Annotated in this window: 12 protein-coding genes; 7 read left to right on the forward strand and 5 right to left on the reverse strand. The window is 68.6% G+C overall.

The window, feature by feature from the left end; translation table 11 throughout:
- The first annotated feature begins 111 nt into the window (after nt 1-111).
- On the forward strand, nt 112-10,728 hold the full coding sequence (locus WJU27_RS20865; protein WP_341423311.1) for a filamentous haemagglutinin family protein: 10,617 nt from the start codon (nt 112-114) through the stop codon (nt 10,726-10,728).
- A 23-nt stretch (nt 10,729-10,751) separates the two neighbouring features.
- Here the strand turns inward: WJU27_RS20865 and WJU27_RS20870 are convergent, their stop codons facing one another.
- The 5 genes from WJU27_RS20870 to moaA are packed head-to-tail and all read right to left on the reverse strand — an operon-like array spanning nt 10,752 to nt 15,411.
- Nucleotides 10,752-11,663 (reverse strand): helix-turn-helix transcriptional regulator, encoded by a 912-nt coding sequence (locus WJU27_RS20870; protein ID WP_341423312.1) that lies wholly within the window; start codon nt 11,661-11,663, stop codon nt 10,752-10,754.
- Nucleotides 11,664-11,665: 2 nt separating this feature from the next.
- The gene (gene moeA, locus WJU27_RS20875) at nt 11,666-12,901 is read right to left on the reverse strand and encodes a molybdopterin molybdotransferase MoeA (protein WP_341423313.1); all 1,236 of its coding nucleotides are present in this window, start codon (nt 12,899-12,901) and stop codon (nt 11,666-11,668) included.
- Complete coding sequence (gene mobA, locus WJU27_RS20880; protein ID WP_341423314.1) at nt 12,898-13,506, reverse strand: molybdenum cofactor guanylyltransferase MobA; 609 nt, start codon at nt 13,504-13,506, stop codon at nt 12,898-12,900. Before mobA ends, moeA begins: the two co-directional genes overlap by 4 nt.
- Nucleotides 13,503-14,321 (reverse strand): formate dehydrogenase accessory sulfurtransferase FdhD, encoded by an 819-nt coding sequence (locus tag WJU27_RS20885; RefSeq protein WP_341423315.1) that lies wholly within the window; start codon nt 14,319-14,321, stop codon nt 13,503-13,505. The genes mobA and WJU27_RS20885 overlap by 4 nt, the downstream gene beginning before the upstream one ends.
- Nucleotide 14,322: 1 nt before the next feature.
- Nucleotides 14,323-15,411, reverse strand: a complete 1,089-nt coding sequence (moaA, locus tag WJU27_RS20890; RefSeq protein ID WP_341423316.1) for a GTP 3',8-cyclase MoaA — start codon at nt 15,409-15,411, stop codon at nt 14,323-14,325.
- 12 nt (nt 15,412-15,423) lie between these two features.
- On the opposite strand from moaA, the gene WJU27_RS20895 reads away from it, so the two are divergent.
- From WJU27_RS20895 to WJU27_RS20920, 6 genes are all read left to right on the forward strand, one after another.
- Entirely contained in the window at nt 15,424-16,008 is a 585-nt protein-coding gene (locus tag WJU27_RS20895; RefSeq protein WP_341423317.1) for a DUF3305 domain-containing protein, read from the forward strand.
- Complete coding sequence (locus WJU27_RS20900) at nt 15,947-16,606, forward strand: DUF3306 domain-containing protein (protein WP_341423318.1); 660 nt, start codon at nt 15,947-15,949, stop codon at nt 16,604-16,606. Before WJU27_RS20895 ends, WJU27_RS20900 begins: the two co-directional genes overlap by 62 nt.
- A gap of 65 nt (nt 16,607-16,671) precedes the next feature.
- Nucleotides 16,672-18,777 (forward strand): 4Fe-4S binding protein, encoded by a 2,106-nt coding sequence (locus tag WJU27_RS20905; protein WP_341423319.1) that lies wholly within the window; start codon nt 16,672-16,674, stop codon nt 18,775-18,777.
- Nucleotides 18,774-19,430 carry a TorD/DmsD family molecular chaperone gene (locus WJU27_RS20910; protein WP_341423320.1) on the forward strand — a complete coding sequence of 219 codons (657 nt, stop codon included), beginning with the start codon at nt 18,774-18,776 and terminating at the stop codon, nt 19,428-19,430. Before WJU27_RS20905 ends, WJU27_RS20910 begins: the two co-directional genes overlap by 4 nt.
- A 63-nt stretch (nt 19,431-19,493) precedes the next feature.
- On the forward strand, nt 19,494-19,694 hold the full coding sequence (locus WJU27_RS20915; protein WP_020165592.1) for a hypothetical protein: 201 nt from the start codon (nt 19,494-19,496) through the stop codon (nt 19,692-19,694).
- A 20-nt stretch (nt 19,695-19,714) separates the two neighbouring features.
- Nucleotides 19,715-22,621, forward strand: a complete 2,907-nt coding sequence (locus WJU27_RS20920; protein ID WP_341423321.1) for a formate dehydrogenase subunit alpha — start codon at nt 19,715-19,717, stop codon at nt 22,619-22,621.
- Nucleotides 22,622-22,656 lie beyond the last annotated feature (35 nt).

The following is a 22,656-nucleotide window of genomic DNA, read 5'->3' on the forward strand; positions in this document are numbered from 1 at the left end:
CCATCCGGTCACGGTGCGGTGAATGCCGTGCCGTCCGGGTCATCGTCGCGTCATGCGCGATGCCGACACTGAACACGACGGCCCCTCGTCAGCGGGCCACAGGAGCACGACATGAACCGCGATCGCTACCGTCTGGTATTCAATGAGCTGAGCAACACCTGGGTGCCGGTGGCCGAAACGGTCAAGGCGCGTGGCAAGCGCGCACGCCGTGCGCTGAAGACCGGCGTGCTGGCGGCCGCCGTCGCCGCCGCGCTGAGCGGACCGGCGCAGGCCAATCGCAACCTGCCGGTGGCGCCGGTGGTCGGATCGCCCGGTTCGGCGGTGGCGGTGCCCGGCTCGGCCAGCATCAATGTGTCGGACCGTCGCATGACCATCACCCAGCACAGCAGCAATCCGGTGCTGCTGAACTGGCAGAGCTTCGACATCGCGCGCGGCCATGCGGTGCACTTCGATCAGGCCAGCAGTTCGATGCGTGCGGTCAACGTCGTACTGCCGGGCGGGCCGCGCAGCGAAATCAACGGCTCGCTGACCGCAAGCGGCCAGGTGTTCATCTTCAATCAGGCCGGCATCCTGTTCGGCCCGAACGCCTTCGTCGACGTCGGTGGCCTGGTGGGTTCGTCGCTGAAGCTGAACGACGAACTGATGGAGCGCGCGCTCAATTCGCTCGGCTCCACGGCCGCCGCATTGGCGCCTTTCAGCGAGGGCGGCTACGCTGGCCGCGCGACCGGCGACATCACGGTGGCGCGCGGCGCCCGGCTGCTGGCGGCGAAGAACGGCCGCGTGCTGCTGGCCGCGCCGAACGTACGGGTCGGCGCCGACGTCGATACCACGATCGATTCGCCGCTGACGCCGGCGCAGCGCGCCGCGCTGCCGGATGCGCGCATCGAGGCGGAAGAGGGCCAGGTGGTGCTGGCGGCCGGCGAGAAGGTGTATATCGCCGACCCGCTGGACAGCCGCCTGCGCGGCTTCCTGGTCGAAGTCGACAACGGTGGCACGGTGACCACGGACAAGGCGTCGGAACTGCTGTCCGACCGCGGCAATATCACGCTGGTCGGTCTCAACATCCGTCATGGCGGTGCGGCACGCGCAACGACGTCGGTCACGCTGAACGGCACCGTTTTCCTGAAGGCGCGCGACTCGGTCGAAGGCCGTCTGGTCGACGCGATGTTCCCGGACGCGGCAGCGCTGCCCGAGGGCTCGCAGGTGCCCATCGGTCAGCGTACCGGCAGCATCGAACTGGCGGCCGGGGCGGTGATCGAGGTGACGCCGGACGAAGCGTCGCGCGCCCAGACGGCGCGCGACGACGCGCTGTTCCGCCGCTCGGAAATCAATCTGTACGGCCACACCGTCGTGCTGGCCGACGCCGGTGCTGACGGCGTCGGCGTGACGCTGCGTGCGCCGTCCGGCCTGCTGCGCATGACCGCCGAAGCCGATCCGCGCTCGGCGGCGCAGACGCTGCCGCAGCGCGACAGCGGCTCGCGCATCTATATCGGCGCGGGCAGCGTGATCGACCTCGCCGGCCTGAACGCGGTGGCCGATGCCGATCGCGAAATCGTGCGCGTCGAACTGCGCGGCGACGAGGTGAAGGATTCGCCATTGCTGCGCGACGCCGCCTACGGCCGCAAGCTGTTCGGCAAGGAAATCTGGGTCGATACGCGCAGCGGCACCCAGCTGTTCGACATCGGTGGCTACATCGGCGGCATCGAGCGCACTCTGGACGAGAAGATGACCAGCGGCGGCCAGTTCGTCGCCCATTCGCAGGGCGACGTGCTGACCCATTCCGGCAGCCGCATCGATCTTTCGGGCGGCACCGTGACCTACCGCGCCGGCGAGGTGAACTACACGCTGGTGCAGTCGGCCGACGGCCGCACGCAGGCGGTCGAGAAGGCTGTCGGTGACCGCGTCTATACCGGCACCGTGGACCGCACGCGCAGCGTGGCCGAAGTGGTCGAGGGCCGCGACGCCGGTGAAATGAAGGTGACCGCCTTCGGCATGGCACTGGACGGCGCGGTCAAGGCCGAGCGCACCGTGGGCATCACGCAGCGCGAACTGGGTACGCGCTGGCTCGGCCCGGGCAAGTCAGAAGTCACCGGCTCGCCGCAGGCCGGCCGCATCGATCTGGAGCTGCGTCTGATCAGTGGCGTGCAGGCGCAGGACACGCGCTTTGTCACGTCCACGACCTCGCGCACGCTGAGCGCCGACGGCGCGCAACCGGACGAATTGTGGGTGCGCAGCGACTGGTTCGCGGCCGGTGTCGGCAGCTTCGATCTGAGCGGCGCCGGCAGCGTCGTGCTGCCCGAGGACGTCAGCCTGACGCTGGGCCCGACTGCGCTGCGCGGCGCCGACGGCAAGTGGAGCGACGGAAGCCGCCTGGCGATCAGCGGCACCGACTTCACGATCAATGGCCGCATCAGTGCCGCCGGCGGCTCCGTCAGGTTCGACACCGATGGCCTGGTCGACAGCGCACCGCGCGTCGACCGCAACATCGTGGTCGGCAGCAAGGCATCGATCTCTACCGCCGGCCAGTGGCAGCGCGATACGCGCAGCACGGCAAGCGGCTATGTCGCGAAGGACGGCGGCAGCGTTACGCTCGACGCCGATAACGATCTGGTGCTGAGCGCCGGAGCCGAGATCGACGCCTCGGCCGGCGCCTGGCAGACCGTGGCCGGCCGCACTTCGCTCGGCGATGCCGGCACCGTCGCACTCGGTGCCGGCTTCGAGGTCGGCAGCGGCGACTTCGGCAGTGGCGCCACGGTCGGCTCCTACACCGGCAACCTGCAACTCGATGGCCGCGTCAGTGCCTACGCTGCCAGCCTGCAGGGGCGCAGCGGCGACAGCGGCACGCTTTCGCTGCGCAGCGCCGCGGTGGCCATCGACGGCGGCGACACCCGACTCGAAGGCGACACGCTCTACCTGTCGCCGACGCTGTTCTCCGCCTATGGCTTCGGCGACATCACGGTGGCCGGTGGCAATCTGGTCGAACTGGGGCGCGAGGGTGCAGCGCTCAGTCTGACTCCGCAGCTCGTGACCCGTGCGATCGATGGCGTCGGCAGCGCATCGCGCACATCGCTCGACGGGCTCGGCACGCTGGCCATCATGCCGCGCGCCTTCCGCGACGAGGGCATGCGGCTGGCGTTCGAGTCGGCATCGGATCTGCTGGGCACGGTGCGGGTGCATGAAGGCACGCGGATCGCCGTCGATGCCGGCGGTGAGATCGAACTGAACGCCAATCGCAGCCTCGAAGTCGCCGGCCAGCTCACGGCCCCCGGCGGCCGCATCGCGCTGCGCATGGCCGAGCCGCAGCAGGACGACATCTATTACGGCGCGTCCATCTTCGTCGCGCCAAGCGCGAAGCTGGACGTCAGCGGCACCTTCGTCGCCACGCCGAATATCCCCTACGTCGACGGCACTCTGTACGGCGGCGGCACGATAGACATCGCGGCACGGCGCGGCTATCTGGTGATCCAGGAAGGCGCGGAACTGCGCGCCGACGGCAGCAGCGCGGTGCTGACCCAACGCATCGGTTCCTTGGGCACGCTGACGCCGACCCGCATCGATTCGTCCGGCGGCCTGATTGCGCTCAATGCGCGCGAAGGTCTGTACGCCGATCCACTGCTGTCCGCGAAAGCGGGCGGGGCGAATGCCTACGGCGGCGCGCTGTCGGTGACGCTGGACCAGGGCAGCAACAACTGGGGCGATCTGCTGTCGCTGCCGCCGGCGCTGACCGGCCCGCGCACGCTGGACATCGTGCAGTCGGGCAACAGTGGCTCGGCCGCTTTCTTACCCGGTGCGGTACCGAGCCCGGCGACCTATGCCGGGCGCGGCGTGTTCGCGCTCGACGCACTGGACGGCAGCGGCATCGCCGACCTGACGCTGGCGGTGCGCGGCAATGGCGGCAACGCCGGCACGCTGCGCTTCGGCGAGGACGTGACGCAGGCCGTGTCCGGCCGCATGGTGCTCGACGCGGCCAATATCGCCGGTGCCAACGGGGCAGACGTGAAGCTGTCGGCCGCGGTGCTCGACTGGACCAATGTCGGCCGCGTGCAGCAGAACCACACCCGGCCGACCGCGGTCGAGGCCAGTGACGGCACGCTCACGCTGTCGGCCGATCTGATCAACGTGGCCGGCAATCTGGCGGCCAGCCGCTTTTCGAAGGTGACGCTGGCCGCACAGGGCGACCTGCGTGCCAGCGCTTCGCCGGCCTATCTGAGCGACGGCGCGCGCCTTGTCACCAGCGGCGACCTTACGCTGCGTGCGGCCCAGGTCTATCCGACCTCGGCGTCGAACTATGCCTTCGAAATCCACAACAACGCGAGCGGCACACTGCGCGTCGAATCGTCCGGCCGTGCGGCCGGTCCGGTGTATTCGGCGCTCGGCACGCTGACGCTGGCAGCACCGCACATCGTGCAGGACGGTCGCCTGGTCGCGCCGTTCGGAAACATATCGCTGCAGTCGCAGACCATCACGACGACCGACGCCGGCAGCACGCGCACGGCGACTGCCGGTGGCAGCGTCGAGCTGGCTGCCGGCAGCGTCACGTCGGTGTCGGCCGACGGCTTGCTGCTGCCCTTCGGTCAGACCGCACTGAGCGGTCGCGACTGGCTCTATCTGGTCGGCACCGACGGACGCATCGAACTCGACGGCACGCCGCAGAAGAGCATCACGCTGAACGCCGACAACATCGTGCTGCGGGACGCCGCCGACGGCGAGGCCAAGGCGCTGGTCGATCTGTCCGGCGGCGGCGATCTGCAGGCCTGGGAATGGATCGCCGGCAGCGGCGGCTCGAAGGACATCCTGGCTGGCGCGAAGGACGCTTACGCCATCGTGCCGTCCGTCGGCAGCGGCTATGCGCCGTACGACCTGTCGGCCTGGTCGGAGGAAGCCAATGGCCTGCAGATCGGCGACGCGGTGCAGATACTCGCCTCGGCGAACGGCCTGCCGGCCGGCACCTACACCTTGCTGCCAGCTCGCTACGCGTTGCTGCCGGGTGCTTTCCTGATCACGCTGAAGCCGGGCGACCAATCGCTGGCAGCCGGCCAGTCCATGCTGCGTCCGGATGGCACGGCCCAGGTCAGCGTGCGTGCTGCGCAGGCGATGAGCGGTTCGAGCACGACCAGCGGCAAGGCCTTCACCGCCGAACTGCTGAGTGGAGAACAGGTGCGCACGCGCGCCGAATACCTGATATCGAAGACCGGCGACGTGTTCGACGACGGCCGCAGCACGGCTGACGCCGGTCGCCTGTCCCTGCAGGTCGGACGTTCGCTGGCGCTCGACGGCGTGCTCGACACGACACGCGCGACCGGTGCGCGCGGTGCCCAGGTCGACATCACGGCGCAGGCGCTCGCCCTGCTCGGCGAGGGCGCAAGTGCGCGCGACGGCGAGGTCGGCGTATCGGTCGCCCAGCTCAATGCGCTCAATGCGGAAAGCATCGTGCTCGGTGGCACGCGCGGCGGCAGCGACGAGGACAGCGGCGACACGCTGGTCGATGTACGACAGTTCGACGCGGCCGGGCAGTTGATACGCGGGGCGTCCACTGTGCGCGTCGACAACGCGGCCGGTCCGGCGCTTACCGCGCCCGATCTGGTGCTGGTGGCGCGCGACTCGGTGGTGCTGGAGGCGGGCAGCCAGGTGTCTGCCAGCGGCGCGATCGGCGGGACGGATGTGCAGGCGCTGCGCATCGCCGGCAGCGGCGCCGACGCCGATGGTGCGGCACTGCGCGTCAGCGCCGCCGACAGCGCGCTGATCGGGCGCGACGCGCCGACCGGCGCACGCGGCGAACTGGTGTTGGGGGACGGTGCGCGCATCGAAGGCCGCGGCGTGGTGCTCGACAGCACGCGCGACACGCGCAACCTGGGCGCGGTCATCGCGCTGCCGACCGAAGGCGGGGCGCTGGCGCTGACCGCCTCGACCATCAGTGTCGGCGAGGTCGGCGCCGACGCGCCGGGCCTGCGTTTCGACAATGCGCAGCTGGCCGCACTGGGCGATCCGTCGCGACTGACCCTGCGTGCCTACGGCAGCCTGAACATGTATGGCGACGTGACGCTGGGCAGCGAATCGCTGGACCTGTTGCGCATCGACGCCGCCGGCATCGTCGGTCACGACAACGCCGCGCTGACGCAGCACATCGTGGCGCGCGAGGTGCAGCTGACGAACTCGTCGACATCCGCGACCGTGCTGCCGGCGACCGCTGGCAGCGGCACGCTGGCGGTGAATGCGCAGACGATAGTGCTGGGTGCGACGCCGGACGCCACCAGCGACGCGCGCGGCTTTGCAGTAAAGGGCTTCGACGCGGTGACGCTGGATGCGCAGAAGGGCGTGCGATTGTCCGGCGCCGGCAACCATCACTTCGCCGCCGATACGCTCACCATCAGCACGCCGCAGGTGTCGGCCGATACCGGCGCCAGCACGCGCATCGGCAGCGACGGCGCAGTGGCCATCCAGGGCGGCGGCACGGCATCGACCGTGCAGGCTGGCGTCGGCGCCTCGCTCGCTGTCGATGCGCAGCGCATCGACGTGGCTTCACGCATCGTGCTGCCGTCGGGTCGCATCAGCCTCAGCGCGGTCGGCGACATCCAGCTGGCCAGCGGTGGCACGCTCGACGTCGCCGGTACGGCCAAGGACTATCTGGGCAAGACGGTCACGACGCCGGGCGGCGACGTCGCGATCGTGTCGCGCGCAGGCAACATCGCGCTGAACAGCGGCGCGCGTGTCGATGTGTCGGCGGCGGGCAGCGGTAGCGCCGGATCGGTCACGCTGTCCGCGCCGGAAGGCGACATCGAGGTCGCGGCCGGCGTGCTGCGTGCGCAGTCCGCAGGCGGCGCGTCAGGCGGCGACTTCTCGATCGACACCCGCGCCGCGGCCAGCCTCGATGGCATCGCTGCGCTGACCGGCGAGTTCACGCGCAGCTGGCAGGCGCGTGTGCGCGACGGCGACACCCGCCTCGATGCCAACGTGAAGGCGCAGACCATCGCGATTTCGGCCGACGCCGGTTCGCTCGCCATCGGCGGCACGCTGGACGCTTCGGGCGCCGAGCGCGGTGGCCGTATCGAACTGACGGCGCAGCGCGCGCTCGACCACGTCGATGGCATGACGACCGGCGCTGGCGACCTGGTGCTCGAAGCCGGCGCGAAGCTGGACGCACGCGCCACCGAGTACGTGGCCGAAGCGGTCGGTACGCGTGGCGAAGGCGGCACCGTGGTGCTCGAAGCCAGTCCGCGTGCCGCCGGTGGCGAAAGCGGCCCGGCACAGGGCGGCCGGCTGCGCATCGTCGACGGCGCGCAGATTGCGGTCGGTACGACGTCCAAGGTGGTGGGCGGCGTCGAACAGGCCAGCGCCGCGCGCGACGGCCAGGTGTGGCTGCGCGCCGAGCGCACCGGCAACACGGCGGTCGCCATCGACGGCAACCTGCCGGCGGCGATCGACGGCGCGCGCCATGTGTTTGTCGAAGGCACGCGCGTCTATGGCGGCAGCACGCTGAACATGGTGGCGGCGCACGCCGACGCCGCTGCGATGACGACGACCGCGGCCGTCGCGGCCACCCGCGAAGCTCTCGGTCTGCCGACGACCGATGCCGCCGGCGATACGCGCTATCACGTGCGCCCGCACATCGAGTTCCGCGGCGAAGGCGACTTCAGCATCGCCGCCACCGATCTGGCGAATTTCACTTATTCCGGCGGCACCGAGGCGGCGTCGCTGACCGTGCGTGCGGCCGGTGACCTGAACGTCAATGGCACGTTGAGCGACGGCTTCGGCCGGCTCAATGCGGGCAGCCAGACCATCGTGCTTGGTGCGCTCGCCGATTCGGGTCTGACGCAGAGCCGCTTCGCGCTGGGCACTCGCGACACCGCGTGGTCGATCCGGCTGGCGTCCGGCGCCGACCTGTCGGCGTCGAATGCGCTGTCGCTGCAGACGCTGGATGCGCTGACTGCAGCCGACAGTGGCGACCTGGCGCTGGCCGCCAACACCCAGGTACGCACCGGCGCCGGCGACATCGAAGTCGCCGCCGGCCGTGACCTCGTGCTGGGCAATCGCGCGGCGATCTATACCGCCGGCTATCAGGTGGCGCGTGGTGCCGAATTCGGCACACAGACCCTGCTCAACCTGAATGGCTCCGGCAACCGCCAGGCCGAGTACGCGACCGACGGCGGCGACGTGGCGGTGCGCGCGCAGCGCACGATTTCTGCGACCGAAGCGAATGGCATCGTCGGCGACTGGCTGCTGCGCCAGGGCGCGCTCGACGCCAACGGCAACTTCCTGTCCGGCAGCAACCAGCGCAACACCACCTGGTATGCGCGCATCGACCAGTTCAGCCAGGGCGTGGCGACCTTCGGCGGCGGCGACATCCGTGTCAGCGCCGGCGAGGACATCCGCAATCTGGGCGTCTACACGGTATCGAACGGCCGCCTGTCGGGTACGGCGGGCAACGCGCCCGATGCCGCAAACCTGACCGTACTGGCCGGCGGCGACGTGGCCATCCGTGCCGGTGGCGACATCTCGAGCGCCATCATGATGGTGGATCGCGGCGTGCTGACCGCGCAGGCCGGCGGCGCCTTCGACAGCGCACGCGGCAATGGCGCCGGTTCGGTGCTGCTGCTGGGCGAGGGCTCGGCAAAGCTCGCCGCGGCCGGTGCCATCAATCTGGAAACGATCGCGTCGTCGACCGCGGTGCGGCAGGCGAGCAGTACGACGACGTCGAACCGATCGAGCTACTTCTTCCGCTACGGCGCCGACAGCCGCGTCGATCTGCTGAGCTTCGGCGGTGCGGTCGACCTGGCGAACAATCCGCTGCCCTGGGGCACGCTCGCGCTGTGGGAGGGCAACGCGCCGCTGCTGCCGAGTTCGCTGAACGCGGTGGCGATGGGTGGCGACCTGACGCTGGGCAATGGCATGGTGCTGCTGCCGGCGGTCTATAACGACCTGCTGCTGGCCGCCTCGGGCAACCTGAAGCTCAACACTGCCGATGGCGGCGTGTCGTCGATCAAGATCGCCGACAGCGATCCGTCGCGTGTGCCCTCGCTGCTGCGGCCGGCTGCCAACGCGAATAATGTTTTCTGGGTAGAGCTGGCCAATCCGAACGTGGTGTCCGGTCTGCGTGCGCACGATGCCAACCTGAACGCCAACCGCGTGGTCGAGACGGTGCGGCTGGTGGCCGAAGCCGGCGACATCCGTGTGCCGGCGGTCAGCGCCAACCTGCCGCTGGTGATCAATTCGCCGCAGCCGGTGCAGGTGGAAGCCGGTGGCGACATCGAGAACCTGACCCTGCGTTCGCAGCATTTCAGCGACAGCGACGTGACGCGCGTGCGCGCTGGCGGCGACATCACCTTCACGGCAGTGACCGACTCGGCCGGTACGCCGGCCAGCAATGTGGCCGAAGGCATACAGACCGGCGGGCGCGGCAAGCTCGAGGTGATGGCTGGCGGCAGCATAGACCTCGCCAACTCGTTCGGCATCGTCACCCGCGGCAATTACGACAACCCCTGGCTGGACGAGGTCGGCGCTTCCATCCTGGTGCAGGCCGGCAGCGCGCGCTTCGATGGCGCGGCGCTGCTGGCTGCGCTGCGCGGATCGAACGACCCGTTCGATGCCATCATGCTGTCGCTGTCCGGCGCGTCGTCTATCGACACGCTGCTGGCGGGCCCGGCCGGCAGCACCTTCGTCCGCATCCGCAGCGAAGGGCGCGCATTGCTGGCGGCGCGCATGCAGGAACTGGATGCCGCGATCGTGCAGCACATGCGCGCCGGCGGCGCCGATCCGCAGACCAGCGACGCCCAGCTGATCGCCGCTTTCGCAGCGCAGCCGGCGGCCGAGCGCCAGCGCTTCTTCGAAGCGCAGCAGCCTCTGCTGTCGGCCTTGCTCAATGCCGGGCTGAACTACGCAGGCAAGCTGGGCGACGCGCTCGGTGCCGGCAAGGACGGCTATGCGCCGGGCGTGGCACTGATCGAGGCGGCTTTCCCGCAGGCCAACGAGGCCGGCAACATCAACCTCTTCTTCAGCCAGGTGAAGTCGGAACAGGGCGGCGCGGTGAATCTTTACGCGCCGGGCGGCAGCATCAACGTCGGTGTGGCCGGTGCCGGTGCCAGTTCGGCCAGTGCGTCGCGCCAGGGCGTGTTCGCCATCGGCGAGGGCGAAATCAACGCGGTCGCCGGCAGCGATTTCCAGCTCGGCCCGTCGCGCGTGTTCACGCTGGGCGGCGGCGACATCCAGATCTGGTCGAGCTTCGGCGACATCGACGCCGGTCGTGGCTCGCGCACCGCATCGGCGACGCCGCCGCCGCAGGTGCGCATCCGCGGCGATCTGGTGGTGCTGGACATCAGCGATTCGGTGTCCGGCTCCGGCATCGGCACGCTGAAGAAGTCGCCCGACGTGCGCGATGCGGACATCCGGCTGTTCGCACCGTCGGGCGCGGTGATCGCACTGGACGCGGCGATCCGCTCGTCCGGCAACATCACCATCGGTGCCGACCGCGTGCTGGGCGACTCGATACGCGCCGGCGGCTCGATCAGCGGTTCGGCGACCGTGGTGGCTGCCGCGCCGGCGGCACCGCCGGCCGCGCCGCCGCCGTCGGAAGCGAACAAGGCGGCCGACCAGGGGCAGGGCGCCGCAGCATCCGGTCAGAAGGAAGAGCGCGACCGCGGCTCCATCCTGACGGTCGAACTGGTCGGACTGGGTGAGGAGAGTACGGCCGCGGGCTGCCGGCCGGACGACGAGGAGTGCGGCAAGTCGCTGTGAGCGCGTCGGCGAGGTGAGGCGCGTTACTGCGGCGTTGCCTCGCGCAGCCGCCCCAGCGGCGCCAGGTCGTAGCCGCCCAGTCGCGCGGCGAGGTCGCGGCTGTCGTCGCTGGCCAGTTCGGCCAGCAGTTGCTGCAGCAGGGCGCGGAAGTAGAGAGTGCGCGGCATCACGAGGTCGAGCGCTTCGCTGCCCAGCGGCAGGAAGTGCAGGTTGAACTCGCCGGCGGCAGCCCGCGTGCCGGGCGCGCAGTCGCCGGCGCCGCTGGCGACCATGAAGGCGGCTTCGCGCTCGGTGGCGGCGACCTGCACCGCCTCCGGCGCGGCGAGGCCGGCGGCGGTGCAGGCCTGGACGAAGAAGTGTTGCGAGCCGGCGCCTTCGCCGCGCTGAATGAGCCGCGGGCGGCGCTCGAACAGTTCGCGCAGGCCGCCGACGGAGGGCAGCGTGCGTGACAGCATGACGCCCTGTTCGCGCAGCGCCAGCTGCACCATGACCCAGTTCGAACTGCCGGTGTATTCGCGCAGCAGCAGCGCGTGCCGGCGCGTCGCGTGGTGTGCTTCGCCCCAGTGGATCGGGCAGGCGTTGGCGCGGCGCTGGGCGAGCAGGGCGAGGCCGCGGCGGGTGCCGCAGGGGCTGTAGGCGATCAGCGTGCCGTCGTCGGCGCGCTGCGCCAGCCGCGCGATGCTGTGCGCCAGCCAGGGGTCGTCGCTGCCGGCGATCAGAAGGCGGTCGGCCAGCACGCCGCCGTGCGTCGATTCGAGCAGCCAGTCGTCGAGCAGCTTGCGCGGGAACAGCCACTTGCCGGTCACCTTGGTGGCCGGAATGCCGCTGTCCTGGATCATCGCGTACAGCGTCTTCTCGTTCAGGTGCAGGTAGGCGGCCGCTTCGCGCGCCGTCAGGTAGGGCGAAGGCGTCGTATCGTCGCCGTCGGCGCTCACGTTCAGATCAGGCCTTCGAACGGGATGACGCCCACTGTGTCGCCGACTGCGACGTTGCCCACGTCGTCGTCGAGCACGATGATGCAGTTGGCGTCGCACATTGAACGCAGGATGCCGGAGCCCTGGGCGCCGGTGACCGTCGCGTGCCAGCGGCCGTCGCGCAGTTCGAGGATGCCGCGCTGGTATTCGGTGCGGCCCGGCTGCTTCTTCATCGCGCTGCCGCTGATCGCGTCGAAGCGGATCGGTGCCGGCACGGGGGAGGCGCCCATCAGCGTCAGCAGTGCCTCACGCGCGAAGAAGTAGAAGGTGATCATCGTCGCGACCGGATTGCCCGGCAGGCCGAACAGCAAGGTGTCGCGGCCGCCCTTGGTGAGCCGCCCGAAAGCCATCGGCCGGCCCGGCTTCATCGCGATCTTCCAGAAGGTGACCTCGCCCAGGCTGGCGAGGATTTCGCGGACGAAATCCGCTTCGCCGACCGACACGCCGCCGCTGGTGATGATGGCGTCTACCTCGCCGACCGCCGATTCGAGCGCGGCCGACAGCGCTTCGCGCGTATCGCGCGCGACGCCGAGGTCGACCACCTCGCAGCCGAGTCGCGTCAGCATGGCGGTCAGCGTGTAGCGGTTGCTGTCGTAGATGCCGCCTTCGCGCGGCGCGTCACCGATGGACATGACCTCGTCGCCGGTCGACAGCACGCCGACGCGCACGCGGCGCACCACCGTCAGTTCGGGCACGCCGAGCGAAGCGGCCAGGCCGATGTCGGACGGGCGCAGCAGGCGGCCGGCGCGCAGCGCGGCTTCGCCCGCCTTCAGGTCCTCGCCGGCGCGGCGCCGGTTCTGGCCGGCCTTCTGGCCGGACGGAATGAGGACGCAGTCGCCGTCCACCTTCGCGGTTTCCTGAATCGCGACCGTGTCGGCGCCGCGCGGCATGACGGCACCGGTCATGATGCGCACCGCCTGTCCGGGGCCGACCTCGCCGTCCCAGGCGTGGCCGGCGTAGGCGGTGCCGACGACGGTGAGCCGCGTATCGGCGTCGGCCGACAGGTCGGCATGGCGCACCGCGTAGCCGTCCATCGCCGAGTTGTCGTGCGGCGGCACACTGACCGGCGAGATGACGTCGACGGCGAGCACGCGGCCCAGCGCGTCGCGCACCGGCACGCGCTGGGTGCCGGCGACCTGCGAGCAGGCGGCGAGGATGTGGGCGCGGGCGTCCGCGACCGGAGTGAAGCGATCAGTCATGAGGCGTCAGGCCGGGCTTCGAGCGAGGCCAGTTCGGTAAGCGTATTGATGTTGGCGAAGGCGTCCGGATTGTCGTCGAAGGGCACTTCGACCACCTTCAGCGCCGAGTACCAGAGGTCGACCTTGCGGCCGCCGCCTTCGAGGAATTGTGTCAGACCGGGCAGCACGTGCGCGCGCACCAGGCTGAATACCGGATGCGGCTGGTCGCCGGTGATGGCCACCGCGAGGTCGGCGTCTTCGCGCTCCAGCGCCGCGCGCAGTCGCGCGACGAGATCGAGTGGCAGGAAGGGCGAGTCGCAGGGGCTGGTCACCAGCAGCGGCGTCGTGCAGGCGCTCAGCCCGGCGTGCAGCCCGGCCAGCGGGCCAGCGAAGCCGGCTATCGCGTCCGCCACAACCGGGTGACCGAAGGCGGCGTAGCGTTCGATGTTCTGGTTGGCGTTGATGATGAGCGCATCGACCTGCGGCGCCAGGCGACGGACCACGTGCGCGACCATGGGCTCGTCGCGGAAGTCCTGCAGGCCCTTGTCGACGCCACCCATGCGGCGGCCGAGGCCGCCGGCCAGCACCAGACCGGTGATCGCCTCGCTCACGCCGCTTTTAGTCATGCGCTTTCTCCATCGCGCACGAAGCGCTGCATGCCGGTCAGCAGCAGGTAATGCTTGCCCTGCGAGCGGCCGATCATCGTGATGCCCACCTGCTGCGCGATGTCATAGCCCATCTGCGTGAGGCCGGAGCGCGACACCAGGAAGGGGATGCCCATCTGCGCCGCCTTGATCACCATTTCCGAGGTCAGCCGGCCGGTGGTGTAGAAAATCTTGTCGCCGCCTTCGACACCATCCAGCCACATGTGGCCGGCGATGGCATCCACCGCATTGTGGCGGCCGACGTCCTCGACGAAGTACAGCAGTTCGTCGCCGCGGAACAGCGCGCAGCCATGCACCGCGCCGGCCTGCTTGTAGATGGTTTCGTGTTTGCGCACCACGTCGAGCATCGCGTACAGCGTCGACTCGGTCAGCCGGGCATCGTCCGGCAGGCGGATGCGTTCGATGTCGTCCATCAGGTCGCCGAACACCGTGCCCTGGCCGCAGCCGGTGGTGACGGTTTTCGTCGCCATGCGCGCGTCGAGGTCGGCCACGCCAGCGCGGGTGGTGACGGCCGCGGCATTCACGTCCCAGTCCACCTGCACCGACAGGATGTCGTCGATGGAGGGCAACAGGCGCTGATTGCGCAGCCAGCCGATCACCAGCGCCTCGGGTGCGCCGCCCAGCGTCATCAGCGTTACCAGTTCGCGCTTGTCGAGATAGACGGTGAGCGGGTGCTCGCCGGCAATCGCCGTCGGTACCGTTTCGCCACGTTCGTTGATGGCGGGAATTTCTATCGTGGCGGGGCGTGCGGCGTCGGTCAGTTTGGGTCTGTGCACACTATCCACCGATGTAGGACATCTCGATTTTTCTTGCCGCGGCCGTTTCCGCAGTGCGGATTTCGGAGTAGCGGTCACCGCGCTGCTGCCAGATCGCGCCGATGGCCGAAAGCATCTCTTCGTCGCTGCGGCCTTCGCGCAGCAGCGCGCGCAGGTCGTGTCCTTCGGTCGCGAAAAGACAGGTGAATATCTTGCCCTCGGTCGACAGGCGGGCGCGCGTACAGGACGAACAGAAGGCCTGGGTCACCGATGAGATGACGCCCACTTCGCCGCTGCCGTCGGTGTAGCGCCAGCGCTGCGCGACTTCGCCCGGGTAGTTCGGGTCCACCGGCTCCAGCGGCATTTCGGCATGGATGCGCGCGATGACGTCGGCGCTGGGCAGCACTTCGTCCATCTTCCAGCCGTTGCTCGAGCCTACGTCCATGAACTCGATGAAGCGCACGATGTGGCCGCTGCCCCTGAAGTGGCGCGCCATCGGTACGATGGCGTGGTCGTTGGTGCCACGCTTGACCACCATGTTCACCTTGACCGGCGCGAGACCGACGGCTTGCGCGGCGTCTATGCCTTCGAGCACGCGCGCGACCGGAAAGTCGACGTCGTTCATCATGCGGAAGGTGGCGTCGTCGATCGCGTCGAGGCTGACGGTGACGCGGGTCAGGCCGGCGTCGCGCAGCGCACGCGCCTTCTGTTTCAGCAGCGCGCCATTGGTGGTCAGCGTCAGTTCGACTGGCAGCTTCGCCAGCCGCTCGATCAGCTTCTCGACGTCCTTGCGCAGCAGCGGCTCGCCGCCGGTGATGCGCAACTTGTTGACGCCGTGCGCGACAAACAGACGTGCGATGCGCTCGATCTCTTCGAAGCTCAACAGATCGCTGCGTGCCAGATAGGGGTAGTCCTTGTCGAACACCTCTTTCGGCATGCAGTAGATGCAGCGAAAGTTGCAGCGGTCGGTGACCGAGATGCGCAGATCGCGCACGGCGCGGCCACGCGTGTCGAGCAGCGTGCCGGTCGCCGGAATCGGTGTCTCCGGCACCAGTGCGGTCGCGCGTCCGGCGGTGCGGATGTCCAGCAGATGTATGATCTTTTCGCTCATGGGCGGTGCGGCGTGAGCCGTTTCCTTGCTCCGGCTCCGTTTGACAGAAAGGCAGAGGAAGATTTCGTGGAAACCAGCCCCGTCACCCTCAGGTTGGCCGTGATTATGGAGCGCAGGGTACTGCACAACAAGTGGACAGACCATGCCTGGGAAGCGCGCGCGCTTTTGCCCGAAGGCCCGGAAAGCCCTGATGTGCCAAGGGTTTTTGCGCAGACCGACGAGGCGACCCAGTGGCTGTTCCCGCCGCTGGAGCTGACGCTCTACACCGACGAGGCCGACAACTACCTGCTTAACGTGACGGCCGCCGAGCCGCGCATCTTCGTCATGTGGCGGCCCGACGAAGAGGCCGATCCGCCGGTACGACCGATGCAGATCAGCGCCAGCTACGGCGAGGCCGCGCGCTGGATGGATTCCGGCGAGAAGGTCGATGGTCTGACCATGCCGGCCGACATGCGCGACTGGGTCGAGGACTTTGCGCGCCGTTTCCAGAAGCCGCCTGAACCGCGCAAGCCCAAGCGTTTCGCGAAGACCGGCGATGGCAATACGCACTACGGCGGTGTGCGTGCAGGCGTCGATGGAGGTGAGCGTGAACGATGATCCGGTGAAGGGCTTCCTCGGCCGCTGGTCGCGGCTGAAGCGGGAAGCGGCCGCCGCCGAGGCGCCACCGCCCGTCGAGGCGCCGGCCGCCATCGTGCCGCAGCAGGCGCCGGACGCGGGGCAGGTGGTGCCGGACACCGATGTGCCGGCCGAACCGCCACCGCTCGAATCGCTGGGCTTCGATTCTGACTACCGCGCCTTCCTTGGCCAGAAGGTGGACGAGGGACTGAAGCGCGCGGCGCTGAAGAAGCTGTTCCACACGCCGCACTTCAATACGATGGACGGGCTGGACGTCTATATCGAGGACTTCAACCTGTACGAGCCGCTGCCGGCATCCATGGTGTCGCAGCTTGCGCATGCGAAGGAAACGCTGAACCCGACGCTGCCCGACAACTGGCTCACCTCGGTACCGGACGAGACGCCGCCCGCCGTGCCGGAGACGACCACAGCCCCCGCGGAGCAGGCGGCAGCGCCTGCGCTGGACAGTCCGGCGGACGAAGACGACGGTGTTGCGACCGAGCCGGACAATATCGAGCGCTTGCCGAGCGAGTTGCCCGTGTCGTCCGACAACGCAGAAAGTAATTCCAGGTCGGAATAGTCCGTTCTGTTCTCAGGTGATCTGGCACGAAGGCTGCAGAAGCCTTGCCGGAGGAGCCTGACTACATGAACAACGCCCACAAGGCGATCCAGCTGTGCAGCTGCAATGGCACGGTTGAGATCGACATCAGAAGACTGGGTGACGCGCTGGCGCTCGACGCCGCCGATCTGCCGGTACTGCATGCCGCGACGCAGCTGTGTGGTCGCGACGCCGCCGCGTTTTCCGCCGCCCTGGGTGGCGCGGCCGACGCCATCGTCGGCTGCACGCAGGAAGCCGCGCTGCTGCGCGAAGTGGCCGACGAGGCCGGCGCGACGGCGGGTCTCACCTTCATCAATCTGCGCGACATCGGTGGACGCAGCCCGCGCGGCAGCGACGCGACGCCGTCGGTCGCCGCGCAACTGGCGATGGCGCGCATGGCCGAACCGGCCCCGGTGCCTGCGGTCAGCTACGCGTCGTCCGGTCAGCTGCTGATCATCGGTCCGGCCGGTGCCGCGCTCGGCTGGGCGCAGGAAGCGCAGCGCCGGTACGGCGACAGCATCGCCGTCAGTGTGCTGGTCACCGGCCGCGACGGCAGCGAACTGCCGGTGCGCCGCGACTGGCCGGTCATGACCGGCCGCGACGTGACGGTGAGCGGCTGGCTCGGCGCATTCGACGTGAGCTGGGCGCGCGCCAACGCGATCGATCTCGACGCCTGCGTGCGCTGCAATGCCTGTATCGACGCCTGTCCGGAGGGCGCCATCGGCTACGACTATCAGGTCGATGCCGCTCGCTGTACCGGCCATCGCGCCTGCGTAAAAGCCTGTGCCGACATCGGCGCCATCGATTTCGCCGCCGTGGGCAGCCCGCGCAGCGAGCGCTACGACCTGGTGCTCGACCTGTCGGAGCCGGCGCTGATCCGCATTCCGCACCCGCCGCAGGGTTACGCGGCACCGGGCCGCGATCCGCTCGAACAGTCGCTGGCGTTGCAGAAGCTCGCCGGCATGGTGGGCGAGTTCGAAAAGCCGAAGTTCTTCAACTACAAATCCTCGATCTGCGCACACAGCCGCAACAGCAAGCAGGGCTGCAATCGCTGCATCGACGTCTGTTCGACCTCGGCCATCCGCGCCGACGGCGACGGCGTGTTCGTCGAGCCGCACCTGTGCATGGGTTGCGGTGCCTGTGCGACAGTTTGTCCCACCGGCGCGATGCGCTACGCCTACCCATCGGCGTCCGATGTTGCGGTGCGCATCAAGACGGCTCTGCAGGCCTGGCGCGCCGCCGGCGGCCAGGCACCGCGCGTCGTGTTCCACAACGAGACGCAGGGTGAGGAGTTGCTGGCGCTGGCTGGACGCCGTCGCGGACTGCCCGCCGACCTGCTGCCGGTGGCCGTGCATGACGTCGCCGCGGTCGGGCTGGAACTGATGCTCGCGACGCTGTGCTACGGCGCCGCACAATGCGTCATTCTGTCTCACGACGATCAGCCCGACGCCTACCGTGAAGCGACGTCGGGGCAGATCGCGCTCGGTCGCACCATCCTCTCCGCGCTGGGCCATCCGTCGTCGGCGCTGTGCGCCGTGGTCGCCGACGATGCGGCGACGCTGATCCACGCTATGGGCGCGCCGGCTGCGCCGGCGCAGTCCTGTCCGCCGGCCAGCTTCGCGCTGCCGGTCGAGAAGCGCGGCGCGCTCGAGTTCTGCATCGATCACCTGGCCCGCCACGCGGCGCAGAAGGTCGAGGCCATCGCGCTGCCAGCCGGCGCGCCCTTCGGTGCGGTCAATATCGACAAGGCCGCCTGTACCTTGTGCATGAGCTGCGTCGGCGCCTGTCCGGCCTCGGCCTTGATGGATGGTGGTGAACGGCCGGCGCTGCGCTTCCTCGAACGCAACTGCGTGCAGTGCGGCCTGTGCGTGAACACCTGTCCGGAGAACGCGCTGTCGCTCGAACCGCGTCTGCTGATCGGCGACGCGGTGCGGCGCGAACGCGTGCTGAACGAGACTGAGCCTTTCCACTGCATCAGCTGCGGTACGCCCTTCGGCACCAAGCAGATGATCGACGCGATGACCGGCAGGCTGTCGGCGCATTCGATGTTCGCCAGCGGCGACGCGCTGCGCCGGCTGCAGATGTGCGCCGACTGTCGCGTCATCGACATGATGAAGGCGAAGGGTGGCGAAACCACGGTGTTCGACACATGAACGCACCCACTCCGCAAACACTCACTTTCGTGCGTGACCCGGTCAGCGACGAGGACACGGCACGCGCCAATCACTACGCACTGCTGTCGCGGCTGCTGCATGCCGCACCCGATGCCTCTCTGCTCGGCATGCTCGCCGCCTCCGGCGACTGGCAGATCGACGACGACGCGCCGTCGGCCGAGGCGGTGCTGATGGCGCAGGCCTGGAACGGACTGTGTGCAGCATCGGCAGCGATGGACCCGGCTGCCGCGCAGGACGAGTTCGATGCGCTGTTCGGCGGCGTCGGCCGGCCGGAGATCGTCGTCTTCGGCTCCTTCTACCTGGCCGGCTTCGTCAATGAGAAGCCGCTGGTGAAATTGCGCGACGACTTGGCGGCGCTGGGCTTCGCGCGCACGCAGGGCGAGTCGCTGCCCGAGGACCACATCGCCGCCGTATGCGACGTGATGCGCCTGCTGCTGACCGACACTACGCGCAGCGCCGCCGAGCGAGCGCTCGAGCAGGACCGCTTCTTCGCCACCCACATCCAGCCCTGGTACGGCGCGCTGTGCGACGCGCTGGATGCCGCCGCAGGCGCCAATTTCTACCGCCGTGTTTCGCAGTACGCGCGCAGCTTTCTCGACGTCGAGGCGGCGGCGCTGACCATAGATCCATGAAGTGACCTACAACTGAAGAGCCAACACCCTGAACCGGGCAGTCATCACGAGGAGGACAGAGCAATGACCGAAAAAGCCAACCTGAAACGCCGTCAGTTCCTGCTGACCGCGGGCGTCGGCGGCGTGAGCGCCGCGGCGGCCGTGGTGGCCGTGCGTTCGACCGGCAGCGATGCCGGCGCGACCGCCACCACCGCGCAGACGGACAGGAGCGGATACCGCATGACCGAGCACATCGCGGCCTACTACCGCACCGCCCGCGTCTGACCCCGAGAAGGAGAGCCAACATGACATTGACCCGCAAATCGGCTGGCGGCGCGCGCGCGCAATCGCGTCTCGTGCGCCCGGCATCGGCGGCTTCGCCGCGCACGATGGACCGCCGCACCTTCCTCAAGCGTTCTGGCATGACCGCAGGTGCCGGCGCCTTCGCCTCGGCGCTGCCGTTCTCGATGGTCGAGCGCGCGCAGGCTGCCAATCCGCCGGCGGCCGGCGGCAAGGTCGAGGTGAAGCGTACGATCTGTACCCACTGTTCGGTCGGCTGCGCCATCGACGCCGAAGTTGTCAACGGCGTCTGGGTCGGCCAGGAGCCGGTGTTCGACAGCCCGATCAACATGGGCGCGCATTGCGCCAAGGGCGCGTCGATCCGCGAGCACGGCCACGGTGAGCACCGGCTGCGCTATCCGATGAAGCTGGTCGACGGCAAGTGGGTGCGCATGTCCTGGGACGACGCGCTGAACGAACTGTCGGCGCGCCTGCTGAAGCTGCGCGAGGAGAGCGGCCCGGACAGCGTGTACTGGATCGGCTCGTCCAAGCACAACAACGAGCAGGCCTACATGATGCGCAAGTTCGTGTCGATGTGGGGCACCAACAACTGCGACCACCAGGCGCGCATCTGCCACTCGACCACGGTGGCCGGCGTGGCCAACACGTGGGGGTATGGTGCGATGACCAACTCCTACAACGACATGCAGAACTCGAAGGCGATCTTCTTCATGGGATCGAACGCCGCCGAGGCGCATCCGGTGTCGCTGCTGCACATCCTGCACGCGAAGGAGAATGGCGCGAAGATCATCGTCGCCGACCCGCGCTTCACGCGTACGGCGGCCAAGGCCGATCACTTCGTGCGCTTCCGCTCCGGTTCTGACATCGCCATCCTTTACGGCGTGCTGCGCCACATCTTCGAGAACGGCTGGGAGGACAAGCAGTACATCGAGGACCGCGTCTATGGCATGGACAAGATCCGCGACGAGGCGATGACGTGGACTGCCGACAAGGTCGAGGAAGTCAGCGGCGTGCCGGATGATCAGATCAGGCTGATCGCTGAGACGATGGCCAAGAACAAGCCGTCCACCGTCGTGTGGTGCATGGGCCAGACCCAGCACACGACCGGCAATGCCATCGTGCGCATGATGTGCAATCTGCAGCTCGCCCTCGGCAACGTCGGTGTGGCCGGTGGCGGCACCAACATCTTCCGCGGCCACGACAACGTGCAGGGCGCGACCGACGTCGGCCCGAACCCGGATTCGCTGCCCGGTTACTACGGCATCGCGACCGGATCGTGGAAGCACTGGGCGAACGTCTGGGGTGTCGACTATGAGTGGCTGAAAGGCCGCTTCGCGTCGCAGGCGCTGATGGAGAAGTCGGGCATCACGGTATCGCGCTGGATCGACGGCGTGACCGAAAAGAACGAACTGATCGACCAGGACCCGAACCTGCGCGCAGTCGTGTTCTGGGGCCACGCGCCGAACTCGCAGACGCGCGGCAAGGACATGCTGGAGGCGATGAAGGCGCTCGACACGCTGGTGGTGATCGATCCCTATCCGTCGGCCACCGCTGCGATGGCAGCCAGCGCCCGCAAGGACGGCGTGTACCTGCTGCCGGCCGCCACGCAGTTCGAGTGCGAAGGCTCATGCACCGCGTCGAACCGGTCGCTGCAGTGGCGCGAGAAGGTGATCGAGCCGCTGTGGGAGTCAAAGCCCGACCACACCATCATGTATCTGTTCGCACAGAAGTTCGGCTTCGCCGAAGAGTTCACGAAGAACGTGAAGGTGACCAACAACGAGCCCAGCGTCGAAGACATCCTGCGCGAAATCAACCGCGGCACCTGGACCATCGGCTACACCGGCCAGTCGCCGGAGCGCCTGAAGATCCACATGCGCAACATGCAGGTGTTCGATCCGAAGACCCTGAAGGCCAAGGGCGGCATCGACAAGGAAACCGGCTATGTGCTCGACGGTGAGTATTTCGGTCTGCCCTGGCCGTGCTACGGCACGCCGGAAATGAAGCACCCGGGCTCGGCCAATCTGTACGACACCTCGAAGCACGTGATGGATGGCGGCGGCAACTTCCGCGCCAACTTCGGCGTCGAGAAGGACGGCACCAGCCTGCTGGCGGCCGACGGTTCCGCCTCGAAGGGCGCCGACCTGCAGTTCGGCTACCCCGAGTTCGACCACGTGCTGCTGAAGAAGCTGGGCTGGTGGGAAGAACTGACCGAGGACGAGAAGAAGAAGGCCGAGGGCAAGAACTGGAAGACCGACCCCTCGGGCGGCATCATTCGCGTCGCGATGAAGAACCACGGCTGCCACCCCTTCGGCAACGCCAAGGCGCGCGCGGTGGTGTGGAACTTCCCGGACCCGGTGCCGGTGCATCGCGAACCCATCTTCTCGCCGCGTGCCGACCTGGTCGCCAAGTATCCGACGCACGAGGACAAGAAGGCCTTCTGGCGCCTGCCCACGCTGTACAAGAGCGTGCAGGACCAGTTCGCCAACGTCGGTAAGGACTACCCGCTGATCATGACATCGGGCCGTCTGGTCGAGTACGAGGGCGGTGGCGACGAAACGCGCTCCAACCCCTGGCTGGCCGAGCTGCAGCAGAACATGTTCGTCGAGATCAACCCGCGGGCGGCCAACGACCGCGGCATCCGCGACAAGGACATGGTGTGGGTGAAATCGCCCAGCGGCGCGCAGATCAAGGTGCAGGCGATGGTGACCGAGCGGGTCGGGCCGGACACGGTGTTCCTGCCCTTCCACTTCGCCGGCCACTGGATGGGCAAGGACCTGATCGACAGCTACCCGGAAGGGGCTGCACCGGTCGTGCGTGGCGAGGCGGTCAACACCGCCACGACCTACGGCTACGACTCGGTGACCATGATGCAGGAAACCAAGACCACGGTCTGCCAGATCATGAAGGCCTGACGCGGGCGCGATGAAACAACACGGGGCGGCGCGTC

It is taken from the genome of Methyloversatilis sp. NSM2, assembly GCF_038066675.1.
Lineage (GTDB): Bacteria > Pseudomonadota > Gammaproteobacteria > Burkholderiales > Rhodocyclaceae > Methyloversatilis > Methyloversatilis discipulorum_A.

Bases quoted from the DNA above. Each gene is read 5' to 3' on its own strand.
- WJU27_RS20865 (WP_341423311.1), top strand. From the start codon at position 112: ATGAACCGCGATCGCTACCGTCTGGTATTCAATGAGCTGAGCAACACC.
- moeA (WP_341423313.1), bottom strand. From the start codon at position 12,901: ATGACTGATCGCTTCACTCCGGTCGCGGACGCCCGCGCCCACATCCTC.
- mobA (WP_341423314.1), bottom strand. From the start codon at position 13,506: ATGACTAAAAGCGGCGTGAGCGAGGCGATCACCGGTCTGGTGCTGGCC.
- moaA (WP_341423316.1), bottom strand. From the start codon at position 15,411: ATGAGCGAAAAGATCATACATCTGCTGGACATCCGCACCGCCGGACGC.
- WJU27_RS20900 (WP_341423318.1), top strand. From the start codon at position 15,947: ATGGCAATACGCACTACGGCGGTGTGCGTGCAGGCGTCGATGGAGGTG.
- WJU27_RS20905 (WP_341423319.1), top strand. From the start codon at position 16,672: ATGAACAACGCCCACAAGGCGATCCAGCTGTGCAGCTGCAATGGCACG.
- WJU27_RS20910 (WP_341423320.1), top strand. From the start codon at position 18,774: ATGAACGCACCCACTCCGCAAACACTCACTTTCGTGCGTGACCCGGTC.
- WJU27_RS20915 (WP_020165592.1), top strand. From the start codon at position 19,494: ATGACCGAAAAAGCCAACCTGAAACGCCGTCAGTTCCTGCTGACCGCG.
- WJU27_RS20920 (WP_341423321.1), top strand. From the start codon at position 19,715: ATGACATTGACCCGCAAATCGGCTGGCGGCGCGCGCGCGCAATCGCGT.